This window comes from Enterobacter sp. SES19 (genome assembly GCF_011765665.1).
In the GTDB taxonomy this organism is placed as follows: domain Bacteria; phylum Pseudomonadota; class Gammaproteobacteria; order Enterobacterales; family Enterobacteriaceae; genus Enterobacter; species Enterobacter pseudoroggenkampii.
In genome coordinates, this window is record NZ_CP050320.1 from 1,930,341 (window position 1) to 1,945,489 (window position 15,149).

A 15,149-nucleotide genomic window follows, 5' to 3' on the forward strand; every position below is an offset into this window, starting at 1 on the left:
AATTATATTTGGCCTGTGCATACTCTTTCTGATTTTCATGCGGCAAAGCGCCGCTTGTCGTAAAAATATTCACTTTTTATGCACTAACAGTGAATAACTCCATGTCGTAACTTGTTGATATTCTGTTACCTCAACCCGTTTATGCATTTTTATCGCTGGCTGGCACGAAGGCTGCAATCTACATTCACAGTGCAAACACTCAATTATTTAACATTCAAATAACCTTTTATTTACCGGATGAGGTCGCTATGTCTCTGTCAATTACGCGTGAAAATTTCGATGAATGGATGATGCCGGTTTACGCTCCGGCGGCTTTTATTCCGGTTCGTGGGGAAGGCTCGCGCCTGTGGGATCAGCAGGGTAAAGAGTACATCGACTTTGCAGGTGGGATTGCGGTCAACGCGCTGGGTCATGCGCACCCGGCGCTGCGTCAGGCGCTGAACGACCAGGCGGCGAAGTTCTGGCATACCGGCAACGGCTTTACCAACGAGCCCGCGCTGCGCCTGGCCAAAAAACTGATCGACGCGACGTTTGCGGAGAAGGTCTTTTTCTGTAACTCGGGGGCGGAAGCCAACGAGGCGGCGCTGAAGCTGGCGCGCAAATATGCGCACGATAAATTTGGAACCCACAAGAGCGGCATCGTGGCGTTTAAAAATGCCTTCCACGGACGCACGCTCTTTACCGTCAGCGCGGGCGGTCAGCCTTCCTATTCGCAGGATTTCGCGCCGCTGCCGCCGGATATTCGTCACGGTATTTATAACGATCTGCAGTCCGCCAGCGAGCTGATTAACGACACCACCTGCGCGGTGATCGTCGAGCCGATGCAGGGCGAAGGCGGCGTGCTTCCGGCGCAAAAAGCCTTCCTGCAGGGGCTGCGCGAGCTGTGCGATCGTCACGATGCGGTCCTGATTTTCGACGAAGTGCAGACCGGCGTGGGCCGCACCGGCGAGCTGTATGCCTATATGCACTACGGCGTGACGCCGGACGTGCTTTCGACCGCCAAAGCGCTGGGCGGCGGCTTCCCGATTGGGGCGATGCTGACCACCGATAAATTCGCCAGCGTAATGACCGTGGGCACCCACGGCACCACCTACGGCGGCAACCCGCTGGCTACCGCCGTTGCCGGACAGGTTCTCGATATCATTAACACCCCTGAGGTGCTGAAAGGCGTTAAGCAGCGTCACGACTGGTTTGTCGAGCGTCTGAATGCCATCAACAGCAAAACGGGGCTGTTTAAAGAAATTCGCGGTCTGGGGCTGTTAATCGGCTGCGAGCTCACCGCTGAGTTTGCCGGGAAAGCTAAACTTATTTCACAGGAAGCGGCAAAAGTGGGCGTGATGGTGCTGATTGCCGGTGCCAACGTGGTGCGTTTTGCGCCTGCGCTGATCGTCAGCGAAGAAGAAGTGCAAACCGGTCTGGACCGTTTTGCGCTGGCGTGTGAAAAAGTGAAATCCGGGGTGTCATCATGATGGTCATCCGTCCCGTTGAGCTCGGCGATCTCGCCGGGCTCATGCAGCTTGCCGGTAAGACGGGAGGCGGGCTGACCTCGCTTCCTGCCGATGAAAAAACGCTGTCGGCGCGCATCGAGCGCGCCCTGCAAACCTGGCAGGGGACGTTGCCAAAAAGCGAGCAGGGGTATGTGTTCGTGCTGGAAGACACCGACACGGGAACCGTGGCCGGGATCTGCGCCATTGAAGTGGCCGTCGGGCTTAACGACCCGTGGTACAACTACCGCGTCGGCACCATGGTTCACGCCTCGAAAGAGCTGAACGTTTATAACGCGCTGCCCACGCTGTTTCTCTGCAATGACCACACGGGGGCCAGCGAGCTGTGCACGCTGTTCCTCGATCCGGCGTGGCGCAAAGAGGGTAACGGCTATCTGCTCTCCAAATCGCGCTTTATGTTTATGGCCGCCTTCCGCGATCGCTTTAACGAAAAAGTGGTCGCAGAGATGCGCGGCGTGATCGACGACACCGGCTACTCGCCGTTCTGGGAGAGCCTGGGCGAGCGCTTCTTCTCGATGGAGTTCAGCCGGGCGGACTACCTGTGCGGTACCGGCCAGAAAGCTTTTATTGCCGAGCTGATGCCGAAGCATCCTATCTATACCCATTTCCTCAGCCCGGAAGCGCAGGCGGTGATCGGCGAAGTGCATCCGCAAACCGCCCCCGCCCGCGCGGTGCTGGAGAAAGAAGGCTTCCGCTACCGCAACTATGTCGACATCTTTGACGGCGGGCCTACGCTTGAGTGCGATATCGACCGCGTGCGCGCGATCCGTAAAAGCCGGCTGGTTGAGGTCTCTGAAGGCCAGCCCGCGCCGGGCGACTGGCCCGCATGCCTGGTGGCAAACGAAAATTACGCCAACTTCCGCGCCATGCTGGTGCGAACCAACCCGAAATGTGAACGTCTGGTGCTGACGGCTGCTGAGCTCGATGCCCTGAAATGTAACGCCGGCGATACGGTTCGCCTGGTGCGTCTCTGCCCTGAGGAGAAAACAGCATGACATTATGGATTAACGGTGACTGGGTCACGGGTGAAGGCGAACAGCGCGTAAAGACCAATCCGGTTGGAAAAGAGGTGCTCTGGAAGGGGCATGACGCCAGCGCCGCGCAGGTAGATCAGGCCTGCCATGCCGCTCGCCGCGCGTTTCCGGCGTGGGCAAAACAGCCTTTCGCCGTGCGCCAGGCAATTGTTGAAAAGTTCGCCGGGCTGCTGGAGGCAAACAAGGCTGAACTGACGCGCATCATCGCGTCTGAAACCAGTAAACCGCGCTGGGAAGCGACAACCGAAGTGACGGCGATGATCAATAAAATCGCCATTTCGGTCAAGGCGTACCATACCCGTACCGGCGAACAGCATACCGACATGCCGGACGGCGCGGCCACGCTGCGCCACCGTCCGCACGGCGTGCTGGCGGTGTTTGGTCCGTACAACTTCCCGGGGCATCTGCCGAATGGCCACATTGTGCCCGCGCTGCTGGCGGGCAATACCGTCATTTTCAAACCGAGCGAGCTCACGCCATTAACCGGCGAGGCGGTGGTTAAGCTGTGGGAACAGGCCGGCCTGCCGCCGGGCGTGCTGAACCTGGTGCAGGGCGGACGTGAAACCGGCCAGGCGCTGAGCGCGCTGAGCGATATCGACGGCCTGCTGTTTACCGGCAGCGCCGGGACGGGCTATCAGCTGCACCGCCAGCTGGCGGGGCAGCCGGAGAAAATTCTGGCGCTGGAGATGGGCGGCAACAACCCGCTGATTGTGGAAGATCCTGATGATATCGACGCCGCGGTGCACCTGACGATTCAGTCCGCCTTTATTACCGCCGGACAGCGCTGCACCTGCGCCCGCCGCCTGCTGGTCAAGCGCGGCGCGCAGGGCGATGCCTTCCTCAAACGTCTGGTAGAGGTGAGCGCGCGTCTGGTGCCTGCCGCGTGGGATGCCGACCCGCAGCCGTTTATCGGCGGGCTGATTTCTGAACAGGCCGCGCTGAACGTACTGAAGGCCTGGCAGGACCACGTCGCGCGCGGCGCGAAAACCCTGCTCGAGCCAAAGCAGGTTCAGCCGGGCACCTCGCTGCTGACGCCGGGCATCGTTGAGATGAGCGGCGCGAGCAACGTGCCGGATGAAGAGGTCTTTGGCCCGCTGCTGTGCGTCTGGCGCTACGACGATTTTGATGCGGCCATTGCGATGGCCAATAACACCCGCTACGGCCTGTCGAGCGGGCTGATTTCGCCGCATCGCGAGAAGTTTGAACAACTGCTGCTGGAAGCACGCGCCGGTATTGTGAACTGGAATAAACCGCTGACCGGGGCCGCGAGCACCGCGCCGTTCGGCGGCGTGGGCGCGTCGGGCAACCATCGCGCCAGCGCGTGGTATGCCGCTGATTACTGTGCGTGGCCGATGGCGAGCCTGGAAACCCCGGCGCTGACGCTGCCGGACACGCTGAATCCGGGGCTGGACTTTACCGGAGGGGATCGTCATGAAAGCGCGTGAAGTTAACTTTGACGGGCTGGTGGGGCTGACGCACCACTATGCCGGTCTCTCTTTTGGTAATGAAGCCTCGACGAAGCATCGCTTTCAGGTCTCGAACCCGAAGCTGGCGGCGAAGCAGGGGCTGCTAAAAATGAAGGCGCTGGCGGATACCGGTTTCCCGCAGGCGGTGATCCCGCCGCAGGAGCGTCCGAACGTGGCGGTGCTGCGTCAGCTCGGCTTTAGCGGCACCGATGAGCAGGTGGTTGAAAAAGCGGGTACGCAGACGCCGCACCTGCTCTCGGCGGCAAGTTCGGCCTCCTCGATGTGGGTGGCCAACGCCGCGACCGTCGCGCCGTCATCCGATACGCTGGATGGCAAAGTTCATCTGACGGTGGCGAACCTGAACAATAAATTCCACCGCGCCACCGAAGCGGAAACCACCGAGCGCGTGCTGCGCGCCATTTTCAGCCAGGACGCCCATTTTGAGGTGCATCAGGCTCTGCCGCAGGTGGCGATGTTCGGCGACGAAGGCGCGGCCAACCATAACCGCCTGGGGGGCGATTATGGCGACCCGGGCCTGCAGCTGTTTATCTACGGACGAGAAGAGGGGGGGCACGCTGCGCCAACCCGTTATCCTGCGCGTCAGACGCTGGCGGCCAGCCAGGCGGTTGCCCGCCTGAACAAGGTTAATCCTTCCCAGGTGATTTTTGCCCAGCAAAACCCGCATGTGATCGACCAGGGCGTGTTCCACAACGACGTGATTGCCGTTTCCAACCGCCAGGTGCTGTTCTGCCACGAGCAGGCGTTTGCCCATCAGGAGAAGCTGCTCGCCACGCTGCATGAGCGCGTGCGCGGCTTCACGCCAATTCAGGTGCCAACGGCGGCGGTAAGCGTGCAGGACGCGGTCGAAACGTATCTGTTCAATAGCCAGCTGCTGAGCCGCGATGACGGCAGCATGATGTTGGTCCTGCCGCAGGAGTCCCGGGATCATCAGGGCGTGTGGCGCTACCTGACCGAGCTGGTGAAGGCCGATAACCCGATTGACGAACTGCGCGTGTTTGATCTGCGCGAAAGCATGGCTAACGGCGGTGGCCCAGCCTGTTTACGTCTGCGCGTGGTCTTGACCCAGGACGAAATGCAGGCGGTTAACCCGGCGGTCATGATGAACGATACGCTCTTTACCCGTCTGAATGACTGGGTCGATCGCTACTATCGCGATCGGCTAACGCAGGCGGATCTGGTTGACCCGCAGCTTCTGCGTGAAGGACGCGAGGCGCTGGACGCGTTATCGACAATCCTGCAGCTGGGATCGGTTTACCCGTTCCAGCGCTAAAGGAGTGGATATGGAAAATTTACTGGCGCTGACCCTGGCCGATGAGACGCCGGAACAGAAAGAGGGGGACGGCCCCTCATTTCGCTGGCGGTGGCTGGGGCGCGGGGTGCTTGAGCTGACGCCGACCGCAAAAAGCGATCTCTCGCTGCTGCTTTCAACGGGCATTCACGGGAATGAAACGGCACCCGTTGAGATTGTCGATCTGCTGCTGCGCGCGCTGTATCGCAATGAAATTGCCCTGACGTGCCGCGTGCTGGTGGTGCTGGGCAATCCCCCTGCGCTGGCCCAAAACAAACGGTATCTGGTCAGCGACATTAACCGCATGTTCGGCGGGCGCTGGGCGCAGTTTCCGCAGAGCGATGAAACGGCGCGGGCAGCGTGGCTGGAGAACGTGGTGACCACGTTTTTTGCCGCTGCGGGGCCCGTGCGCTGGCATCTGGATCTGCATACGGCCATCCGCGCGTCTTACCATGTTCGCTTTGGCGTTCTGCCGCAGCGCAATCAGCCGTGGGAGGAAGATTTCCTGAGCTGGCTGGGAGACGCCGGGCTGGAGGCGCTGGTCTTTCACCAGTCGCCGGGCGGAACCTTTACGCACTTCACCTGTGAGAACTTTGGTGCGTTGTCCTGTACGCTGGAACTGGGGAAAGCGCTGCCGTTTGGCCAGAACGATCTCACCCGCTTTGCGCCTACGCATCTCGCCCTTCGGGCGCTGCTGGGAGGAAAGGCTCCCGAGCACGCGCATCAACCCGTTGAGCGGTACCGGGTCGTACAGCAGATCACGCGCCGCAGCGATGCCTTCCTGCTCCACATGGCCGCACATACCCTCAACTTCACGCCGTTCCGCAAAGGGGCGCTGCTGGCCGAGGATGGCGAGGAGCGTTACGAGGTGCAGAAAACCACCGAGTATGTTTTATTCCCTAACCCCACCGTCGCGTTTGGCCTGCGGGCCGGGCTGATGCTGGAAAAAATATCCTGAACCTTTCCCCTCTCATCATTCGGGAGGGGGAAGTAAAAAACTTTTCTTAACGATTAAAGCGCTTGCGCTTGTTTTGCAGAATATTCCTGGTGAATTGCTTTATTATTCACCTTCACTCCGTTATAATTCTGCTAAATCGCTTTAAAATCATCGCATTGAATATTTTTTGTTGCAACTCTCCACGCTTTATCCTTATTTCCTCCACATTTGGCGAAAATTTGTTTTTTACACTTTCATTGTTTTACCGTTGCTCTGACTAATTGACGATAAACCCCGTAAAGTTAATCTCGTCAACACGGCATAGCGCCGAAGAATAACTGAAAGAAAGGAAATAAATTATGCGTAAGTTTACTGCACTGTTTGTTGCTTCTACCCTGGCTCTGGGCGCTACCAGCATGGCGTTCGCCGCAGATACTGCGACCACCACCACTGCCGCGCCTGCTGAAGGCAAAATGATGATGCATCATAAAGGTCCGGGTATGCACAACGAGATGATGATGTTTAAGGATCTCAACCTGACGGATGCGCAGAAGCAGCAGATCCGCGACATCAGAAAAGGTGAACGCGACCAGATGAAACGTCCTCCGCTTGAAGAGCGTCGTGCGATGCATGACATCATCGCCAGCGACAGCTTCGACAAGGCGAAAGCCGAAGCGCAGATTGACAAAATGGCCGCGCAGCACAAAGCCCGCATGCTGGCTCACATGGAAACTCAGAACAAGATCTACAACATTCTGACCCCGGAACAGAAAAAACAATTTAATGCGAATTTTGAGAAGCGTCTGACAGAACGTCCGGCGATGGAAGGTAAAATGCCAGCACCAACCGAATAATCGGTTCACACTCTTAAGACCGCCGGGATCCTGTCCACAAAAGCGCAATCGCTGTGGACAGGACCGGCGGTTTTTCTTTCCTGCCCTCTTGCCTGCCGCCGCCAGCGCGGTATCCTCCTGTAGTCGCTTCAGAGAATGTTCGTAGAGTCATGGCGTTAGCATTTTTATTAACGTTGCGCTAAGGCCTGCCCGCTCTGCTGCCGATACTGTTTCTGTGAATACCCAACGATAACAATCAAGACAGCAACGATAGCGATATCCTTGCCCTGGCACGGGTTGTGCCATTCAGGAGTGGTGATGGAGTTCTTTGATATCCGTAAGATGCCGGTCAGCCTCTGGCGCAATGGTGCTGGCGAAACGCGTGAGATTTGCTGCTTCCCTCCCGCGACGAGGGATTTTCACTGGCGTGCCAGTATCGCGACTATCGCCAGCAACGGCGAATTCTCCTCGTTTCCCGGCGTCGATCGGGTGATTACTTTGCTGGAAGGCGGGGAGGTGACCCTGGATGCCGGTCAGGCGTTCTTCCATACCCTGAAGCACCATCAGCCCTATAGCTTTGCCGGCGACCTGCCGGTGAAAGCGCTGCTGTCCGATGGGCGGATGGCGATGGACTTCAACATCATGACCCGTCGCGACTGCTGCCGGGCGAAGGTGCGCGTGGCTGACCGTACCTTTACCACCTTTGGCACACGCGGGGGCGTGGTGTTTGTGTTAAGCGGGGCGTGGCAGCTGGGTGATAAATTGCTGACGGCCGATCAGGGCGCCAGCTGGGAGGAGGGTACCCATACGCTGCGTCTGCTGGAGGCTCAGGGTACCTTATTGTTCAGCGAAATCACATGGCTGCCAGGCCATTGAGTTCAATGATCTCAAACTTACCGGCCAGGACCGGTTTACAGAGAATTTTGTAGCCATCGTGGTCAAATCCGGCGGGCGTGCGCAGCAGGGTTGCCGCGTCGTTGATGTCGTCGACGGCGCCCAGCCAGAGCCAGTTGTTGACGATGTGATACTGGGTCATTGCCTCGCCCACCTCTTTGAGCGCAACGGCGCTTTCCCAGGGCCAGCAGTTCACGCTGATGGCTGCCAGACCGCTGAGGAGGCGGGCCTGGTGCGCCTCAACGCTTTCTTTCCCGCAGCAGGCACCGGCGCAGCGCTTCAGCGCGGATCGAAAACAGGCGCGTCCGCGGGTGGTTGCCTCCAGACCTAAAAGGCTGTAGCAAAGCTGGAGCTCGTCCGCGAGCGTCTGCAGCGCCTGAAGTGCGGCTCGTTTATTGGCGAACAGCCCGTAGAGATTCGGGGCATGAGAAAAATCAACGTCGCGCGCGTAGACGACCTGCGGCTTGCCCTCGCAGATCTGCAGGGAGCAGAGCTGACGGTTGCGGCGCAGGCGCTTGTTGAACAGCGGTTGTTGTTCTTTTATCAACCGCGCCTCCAGCAACAGCGCGCCCATTTCTCCGGCCGTCTGGAACCAGGTAATGCGTCGCGACTGGCGCAGCATGGCGGCCTCGTCCGGCGTACGCAGATGGGATAACACCCGACTGCGAATGTTAACGCTCTTGCCGATGTAGAGCGGCAGGGTGTCGCTTTCGCCGTGAAAGATGTACACGCCCGGCTGTTTAGGCAATGCTTCAAGCCAGGGGCGAAGGTGCTCGGGATATTCGTAGATAGCCGCCGCTTCAAACTCAAGACGCGGGGCGGATTGACGCCTGCTCACATACTGCTCCATATACTGTTCAGGTATACAGTGTAGCAGGAGTGTGGTGGTTAAAAAAGAGCCGGGTGGCGGCGACGCCTTACCCGGTCATGACGTGCGGCCTGATGCCCTCACCCCAACCCTCTCCCACGGGAGAGGGCGCAAACACTAAAAACGGTAACCTGGGGTTACCGTTTTGCTTTTATTTCTTCCAGAAGTCGTCAAACACCGTAATTGGCGTGTGGCGCTTGTGCTCGGTTTTCAGATACCAGCCTTCGATGATTTTCGCGGTACCTTCATCCAGCTTTTTGCCTTCCAGATAATCATCAATGTTGTCATAGGTGACGCCAAGGGCCGCTTCATCCGGCAGGGAAGGGCGATCGTCTTCAAGGTCCGCTGTCGGCGCTTTCTTATACAGATGCTCAGGACAGCCCAGCGCGGCCAGCAGCTGCTTACCCTGACGCTTGTTCAGACGGAAGATAGGGTTAATGTCGGTGCCGCCGTCGCCGTATTTGGTGAAGAAACCGGTGATCGCTTCTGCCGCATGGTCGGTGCCGACGACGACGCCTTTGGTCATCCCGGCGATGCTGTACTGCGCTTTCATGCGCTCGCGGGCTTTTTCGTTGCCGCGAACAAAATCGCTCAGCTCAATGCCCGCTTCGCGAAGCGCCTGCTCGCTTGCCAGCACCGAGCCCTTAATATTCACAGTGAGCACGCGGTCAGGCTGAATGAAGGTAATGGCATCCTGGCAATCCTGCTCGTCCGCCTGCACGCCATAAGGAAGACGCACCGCGATAAACTGCAGCGTCTCATCGCCCGTCTCTTCGCGAAGCTCTGAAATCGCCATCTGGCAGAGTTTACCGGTCAGGGTAGAGTCCTGGCCGCCACTAATGCCCAGCACCAGGGATTTCAGGAAAGCGTTCTTTTTTAAGTACGATTTTAAAAAATCCACGCTGCGGCGGATCTCTTCATGTGCATCTACCGTGGGCTTCGCGCCCAGTGCCTGAATAATCTCTTGTTGCAGAGCCATCACGCCCTCCATATGCAGTACATAAACAGAATGTGTTAGCTGTTAAAACTAACCCTTTGGGCGAGAAACGACAAGGATCACAGTTTCGAGTGCGCTAATTTGCGCCGATTTAGCAGGTTATCGTTGTTTTATTAGAATTTTCCGAAATTCGTCTGGCGTAACTCACAAAGTTGAACAATAGTACTTTTTATCCCATGCTTATATAACACGCTGATAAACAAGAGGACGGAATATGAACAAGAACGTAGCAGGAATTCTTAGCGCAGCGGCGGTACTGACTATGCTGGCAGGGTGTACGGCTTACGATCGAACCAAGGATCAGTTTACGCAGCCCGTAGTAAAAGACGTTAAAAAAGGGATGACCCGTTCGCAGGTGGCCGCGATTGCCGGTAAACCTTCTTCTGAAGTGACCATGATTCATGCGAAAGGGACCTGCCAGACCTATATCCTGGGTCAACGTGATGGTAAGGCAGAAACCTACTTTGTCGCGCTGGATGATACCGGTCATGTGATCAACTCCGGCTATCAGACCTGTGCTGAATACGACACCGATCCGCAGGCACCTAAGGCGCAGTAACCCTCCTTGCCTGAGGATGTTAACAAACCGGCCCAGGGGCCGGTTTTTTTATGCATACGTAAATCTTATTTCTTTGCGCGAATTATTTGCCCGAAATGTGAAGGGAGTCAACAAGCCAGGTCAATGAGAGACAATTTGAGTCTATCCAGAATTATCCCCTGTCTGTACCATTGCGTATACTCACTCCAACGATAAACAACAGTACGCAAGCTACCTGTCTGCCGGGACAGCGAGTCGAGTGATAGCGCGATGGCAGGTAGTCATAAAAGAGGGAAAACACGATGGAAAAGAAACATATCTACCTGTTCTGCTCAGCGGGCATGTCAACCTCGCTTCTGGTGTCAAAGATGCGTGCGCAGGCTGAAAAGTATGAAGTCCCTGTGGTGATTGAAGCGTTTCCAGAGACGCTGGCGGGCGAAAAAGGCCAGACAGCCGATGTCGTTTTACTGGGGCCGCAAATTGCCTATATGTTGCCCGAAATTCAACGACTGTTACCGAATAAACCGGTCGAAGTGATCGACTCGGGGCTGTACGGCAAGATTGATGGTTTAGGTGTTCTTAAAGCTGCTGTGGCAGCCATTAAAAAAGCTGCTAATTAATTTTTATTTTTCCCGTCAAAGAGTTATTTCACACACAATACGCCGTAACATGCGTTACGGCATTTAAGGGTATTTTCCTATGAGTAAAGTCATCGCTTCACTTGAAAAGGTACTCCTTCCTTTTGCTGTTAAAATAGGAAAGCAGCCTCACGTTAATGCCATCAAAAACGGCTTTATTAAATTAATGCCGCTGACGCTGGCCGGGGCCATGTTCGTTTTAATTAACAACGTTTTTCTGAGCTTTGGTGAAGGTTCCTTCTTTTATTCATTAGGAATTCGGTTAGACGCTTCCACTATTGAAACCCTTAATGGTTTTAAAGCCATCGGCGGCAACGTCTATAACGGTACGTTGGGGATTATGTCGCTGATGGCGCCTTTCTTTATTGGGATGGCACTGGCAGAAGAGCGTAAAGTCGATCCGCTGGCCGCCGGGTTATTATCCGTCGCCGCTTTCATGACCGTGACGCCATACAGCGTGGGTGAAGCCTATGCCGTCGGCGCCAACTGGCTGGGTGGGGCCAACATTATCTCCGGTATTGTTATCGGCCTGGTGGTGGCAGAAATGTTCACCTTTATTATCCGTCGCAACTGGGTTATCCGCCTGCCGGATAGCGTACCGGCTTCCGTTTCCCGTTCATTTTCCGCGTTGATTCCGGGCTTCATTATTCTCTCTATCATGGGGATTATCGCCTGGGCGCTCTCCCACTGGGGCACAAACTTCCACCAGATCATCATGGACTCTATCTCTACGCCGCTGGCGTCGATGGGTGGCGTGGTCGGTTGGGCGTATGTGATTTTCACCTCTCTGCTGTGGTTCTTTGGCGTGCATGGTTCACTGGCACTGGCCGCGCTGGACAGCGGGATTATGACCCCCTGGGCACTGGAAAACGTTGCGCTTTACCAGCAGTACGGCTCCGTTGACGCGGCGCTGGCAGCCGGTAAAACCTTCCATGTGTGGGCGAAGCCGATGCTTGACTCCTATATCTTCCTGGGCGGTACCGGGGCGACCTTGGGTCTGATCATCGCGGTCTTTATTGTCTCTCGTCGTGCTGATTACCGTCAGGTCGCGAAGCTGGCGCTGCCATCAGGCATCTTCCAGATTAACGAACCGATTCTGTTCGGTCTGCCAATCATCATGAACCCGGTAATGTTCATTCCGTTCATCCTGATTCAGCCGCTGCTGGCCGCTATCACTCTGACGGCGTATTACATGGGCATCATTCCACCGATTACCAACATTGCACCGTGGACCATGCCAGCAGGTCTGGGCGCCTTCTTCAACACCAACGGCAGCGTCGCAGCCTTCCTGCTGGCGATATTCAACCTCGGGATTGCCACCCTGCTGTACATGCCATTCGTGGCGATTGCCAACAAAGCCGCCACCATCATTGATGAAGAAGAGAGCGAAGAGGATATTGCCCTCTCACTGAAATTCTAAGATTGACCGGCGCGGGGAAGCCCGCGCCAGCCACAAGGAGCTTAAACATGTTAGATTTGGATAGTATTGTCGCAGACGAAGCCGCCGAGAACGATCTTGAAGAAGTGGTGATGGGGCTTATCATCAACTCCGGACAGGCCCGCAGCCTGGCCTATGCCGCACTGAAGCAGGCCAAGCAGGGGGATTTCGCCGCCGCGAAAACCATGATGGAGCAGTCCCGCACGGCGCTGAATGAAGCGCACCTGGTGCAGACAAAGCTGATTGAAAGCGATCAGGGCGAAGGGAAGATGAAGGTCAGCCTGGTGCTGGTCCACGCGCAGGATCACCTGATGACCTCGATGCTGGCGCGTGAGCTGGTGGCGGAGCTCATTGAGCTTCACGAGAAGATGCAGTAAGTCAGACTGAGCAGCAGGAGGTCAGCACGATGGAAATTAAAACCGCACTTGAACAGCAGCTGTTTAATGGCAAAAATTTTCATGTGGTTATCTACAACAAAACGGAGAGCGCCAGTGGTCTGCACCAGCATGACTACTACGAGTTCACGATTGTTCTGACCGGTCGCTACTACCAGGAGATCAACGGTAAGCGCGTCCTGCTTGAGCGAGGGGATTTTGTCTTCCTGCCGATGGGGTCTTATCACCAGAGCTTTTACGAATTTGGTGCCACCCGCATTCTGAACGTGGGCGTCAGCAGACGTTTCTTCGAGAAGCACTATCTGCCGTTGGTGCCGTTCTGCTTCGTTGCCTCCCAGGTCTATCGGGTCAAAAACGAGTTCATGACCTGGATTGAGACGGTTATCGCTTCGCTTAACTTCCGCGACAATGAATTTGATGAGTTTATTGAAACGGTGACCTTCTACGTGATGAACCGGCTGCGCCACCATCGTGAAGAGCAGCAGGTGACGGATGATATTCCGCAATGGCTGCGTGGCACCGTTGAGCTGATGCACGATAAAGGCCAGTTCAGCGAAAATGCGCTGGAAAATATGGTGTCGCTGTCGGGCAAATCCCAGGAATATCTGACCCGTGCAACGCAGCGCTATTATCGTAAAACGCCCGTGCAAATTATTAATGAAATCCGCATTAACTTTGCCAAAAAACAGCTGGAAATTACCAACTATTCTGTCACCGATATTGCGTACGAGTCAGGATACAGCAGTCCCAGCCTGTTTATTAAGACCTTTAAAAAATTGACGTCATTCACACCGAACAGTTACCGGAAGAATTTAACGGTAATGAATTAACTTTCGGCGGATTATCCGCCACAAATATTGCTTTAATGGCTTGCCCAAATAGCGGGAAGAGTACGCTATACCTTGCAGGCGATTAACCTGATACGCTAAGGGAGATATTATGCAGAAGAAATTAAAAGTCGTAACCATTGGTGGCGGCAGCAGCTATACCCCGGAATTACTTGAAGGTTTCCTGAAACGTTATCATGAATTACCGGTCAGCGAATTATGGCTGGTGGACGTTGAGGAAGGTCAGGAGAAGCTGAATATTATTTTCGACCTGTGCAAGCGCATGGTGGAAAAAGCGGGCGTGCCTTTGACCGTGCATAAAACCCTGGACCGTCGTCTGGCGCTGAAAGATGCGGATTTCGTCACCACCCAACTGCGCGTTGGCCAGCTGAAGGCGCGCGAGCTGGACGAGCGTATTCCGCTGAGCCATGGCTATCTGGGGCAGGAGACCAACGGCGCAGGCGGCCTGTTTAAAGGTCTGCGTACCATCCCGGTCATTTTCGACATCGTCAAAGACGTGCAGGAGATCTGCCCGAACGCGTGGGTGATTAACTTCACCAACCCGGCCGGGATGGTCACTGAAGCGGTCTATCGTCATACCGGCTTCAAACGTTTTATCGGCGTCTGTAACATTCCGATCGGCATGAAGATGTTTATCCGCGACGTGCTGGCGCTGACCGACAGCGACGATCTCTCCATCGATCTGTTCGGCCTGAACCACATGGTGTTTATTAAAGATGTCATCGTGAACGGAAAATCGCGCTTTGCCGAGCTCCTCGACGGCGTGGCTTCCGGTCGCCTGACGGCGGCATCCGTGAAAAACATCTTTGACCTGCCGTTCAGCGAAGGGCTGATCCGCTCGCTGAACCTGCTGCCGTGCTCGTACCTGCTTTACTACTTCAAGCAGAAAGAGATGCTGGCTATCGAAATGGGCGAGTACTATAAGGGCGGCGCGCGCGCGCAGATCGTTCAGAAGGTCGAGAAGCAGCTGTTCGATTTGTATAAAGACCCGAACCTGAACGTCAAACCGAAAGAACTGGAGCAGCGCGGCGGGGCCTACTACTCCGATGCGGCGTGTGAAGTGATCAACGCCATCTATAACGACAAGCAGGCGGAACACTATGTCAACGTGCCGCACCACGGCCATATCGACAATATCCCGGCGGACTGGGCCGTCGAGATGACCTGCATCCTGGGGCGCGAGGGCGCTAAACCGCATCCTCGTATCACCCACTTTGATGACAAGGTCATGGGCCTGATCCACACCATTAAGGGCTTTGAAGTGGCGGCAAGCAACGCGGCGCTGAGCGGTGAGCTCAATGACGTGCTGCTGGCCCTGAACCTCAGCCCGCTGGTGCATTCTGACCGCGACGCGGAGCAGCTGGCCAGCGAGATGATCCTGGCACATGAAAAATGGTTGCCGAATTTTGCCGCCACGATCGAGAAGCTGAAGTTCAAACACCACTAAGA

General features: G+C 56.1%; 14 protein-coding genes and 1 pseudogene. 13 read left to right on the forward strand and 2 right to left on the reverse strand.

Annotated features, from left to right (window positions below; all coding sequences use genetic code 11):
* The first annotated feature begins 248 nt into the window (after nucleotides 1-248).
* The 7 genes from GXP72_RS09175 to ves all read left to right on the forward strand — a co-directional run bounded on the left by GXP72_RS09175 (nucleotide 249) and on the right by ves (nucleotide 7,960).
* Nucleotides 249-1,469 (forward strand): aspartate aminotransferase family protein, encoded by a 1,221-nt coding sequence (locus GXP72_RS09175; RefSeq protein ID WP_048991592.1) that lies wholly within the window; start codon nucleotides 249-251, stop codon nucleotides 1,467-1,469.
* Nucleotides 1,466-2,500, forward strand: coding sequence for an arginine N-succinyltransferase (astA, locus tag GXP72_RS09180; RefSeq protein WP_090417314.1), 1,035 nt, complete (start codon nucleotides 1,466-1,468; stop codon nucleotides 2,498-2,500). Before GXP72_RS09175 ends, astA begins: the two co-directional genes overlap by 4 nt.
* Nucleotides 2,497-3,984 carry a succinylglutamate-semialdehyde dehydrogenase gene (gene astD / locus GXP72_RS09185; protein WP_208763786.1) on the forward strand — a complete coding sequence of 496 codons (1,488 nt, stop codon included), beginning with the start codon at nucleotides 2,497-2,499 and terminating at the stop codon, nucleotides 3,982-3,984. The genes astA and astD overlap by 4 nt, the downstream gene beginning before the upstream one ends.
* Complete coding sequence (astB, locus tag GXP72_RS09190) at nucleotides 3,971-5,296, forward strand: N-succinylarginine dihydrolase (protein ID WP_208763787.1); 1,326 nt, start codon at nucleotides 3,971-3,973, stop codon at nucleotides 5,294-5,296. Before astD ends, astB begins: the two co-directional genes overlap by 14 nt.
* 10 nt (nucleotides 5,297-5,306) lie before the next feature.
* A complete protein-coding gene (astE, locus tag GXP72_RS09195) occupies nucleotides 5,307-6,272 on the forward strand; it encodes a succinylglutamate desuccinylase (RefSeq protein WP_048991589.1) in 966 nt (321 codons plus the stop codon).
* A gap of 338 nt (nucleotides 6,273-6,610) precedes the next feature.
* Nucleotides 6,611-7,105, forward strand: coding sequence for an ATP-independent periplasmic protein-refolding chaperone Spy (gene spy / locus GXP72_RS09200; RefSeq protein ID WP_024908549.1), 495 nt, complete (start codon nucleotides 6,611-6,613; stop codon nucleotides 7,103-7,105).
* Nucleotides 7,106-7,402: 297 nt separating this feature from the next.
* Nucleotides 7,403-7,960 carry an environmental stress-induced protein Ves gene (gene ves, locus GXP72_RS09205; RefSeq protein ID WP_021241069.1) on the forward strand — a complete coding sequence of 186 codons (558 nt, stop codon included), beginning with the start codon at nucleotides 7,403-7,405 and terminating at the stop codon, nucleotides 7,958-7,960.
* On the opposite strand, the gene cho is transcribed toward ves, so the two are convergent.
* Together cho and nadE are read right to left on the reverse strand one after the other, a co-directional pair.
* On the reverse strand, nucleotides 7,938-8,816 hold the full coding sequence (gene cho, locus GXP72_RS09210; RefSeq protein ID WP_208763788.1) for an excinuclease Cho: 879 nt from the start codon (nucleotides 8,814-8,816) through the stop codon (nucleotides 7,938-7,940). The genes ves and cho overlap by 23 nt on opposite strands.
* 181 nt (nucleotides 8,817-8,997) lie before the next feature.
* Nucleotides 8,998-9,825 carry an ammonia-dependent NAD(+) synthetase gene (gene nadE / locus GXP72_RS09215; protein WP_023335358.1) on the reverse strand — a complete coding sequence of 276 codons (828 nt, stop codon included), beginning with the start codon at nucleotides 9,823-9,825 and terminating at the stop codon, nucleotides 8,998-9,000.
* Nucleotides 9,826-10,057: 232 nt separating this feature from the next.
* On the opposite strand from nadE, the gene osmE reads away from it, so the two are divergent.
* The 6 genes and pseudogenes from osmE (at nucleotide 10,058) to GXP72_RS09245 (ending at nucleotide 15,147) form a co-directional block, all read left to right on the forward strand.
* Complete coding sequence (gene osmE, locus GXP72_RS09220) at nucleotides 10,058-10,402, forward strand: osmotically-inducible lipoprotein OsmE (protein ID WP_010430142.1); 345 nt, start codon at nucleotides 10,058-10,060, stop codon at nucleotides 10,400-10,402.
* Between the two features lie 281 nt (nucleotides 10,403-10,683).
* A complete protein-coding gene (chbB, locus tag GXP72_RS09225; protein WP_008500676.1) occupies nucleotides 10,684-11,001 on the forward strand; it encodes a PTS N,N'-diacetylchitobiose transporter subunit IIB in 318 nt (105 codons plus the stop codon).
* A gap of 79 nt (nucleotides 11,002-11,080) precedes the next feature.
* A complete protein-coding gene (gene chbC, locus GXP72_RS09230) occupies nucleotides 11,081-12,439 on the forward strand; it encodes a PTS N,N'-diacetylchitobiose transporter subunit IIC (protein ID WP_028017210.1) in 1,359 nt (452 codons plus the stop codon).
* A 47-nt stretch (nucleotides 12,440-12,486) separates the two neighbouring features.
* Complete coding sequence (gene chbA / locus GXP72_RS09235) at nucleotides 12,487-12,834, forward strand: PTS N,N'-diacetylchitobiose transporter subunit IIA (protein ID WP_024909443.1); 348 nt, start codon at nucleotides 12,487-12,489, stop codon at nucleotides 12,832-12,834.
* 11 nt (nucleotides 12,835-12,845) lie between these two features.
* Nucleotides 12,846-13,682 (forward strand): annotated as a pseudogene (gene chbR / locus GXP72_RS09240) (transcriptional regulator ChbR); the annotation flags it as partial.
* Nucleotides 13,683-13,791: 109 nt separating this feature from the next.
* Entirely contained in the window at nucleotides 13,792-15,147 is a 1,356-nt protein-coding gene (locus GXP72_RS09245; protein WP_024909441.1) for a 6-phospho-beta-glucosidase, read from the forward strand.
* Nucleotides 15,148-15,149: the final 2 nt, after the last annotated feature.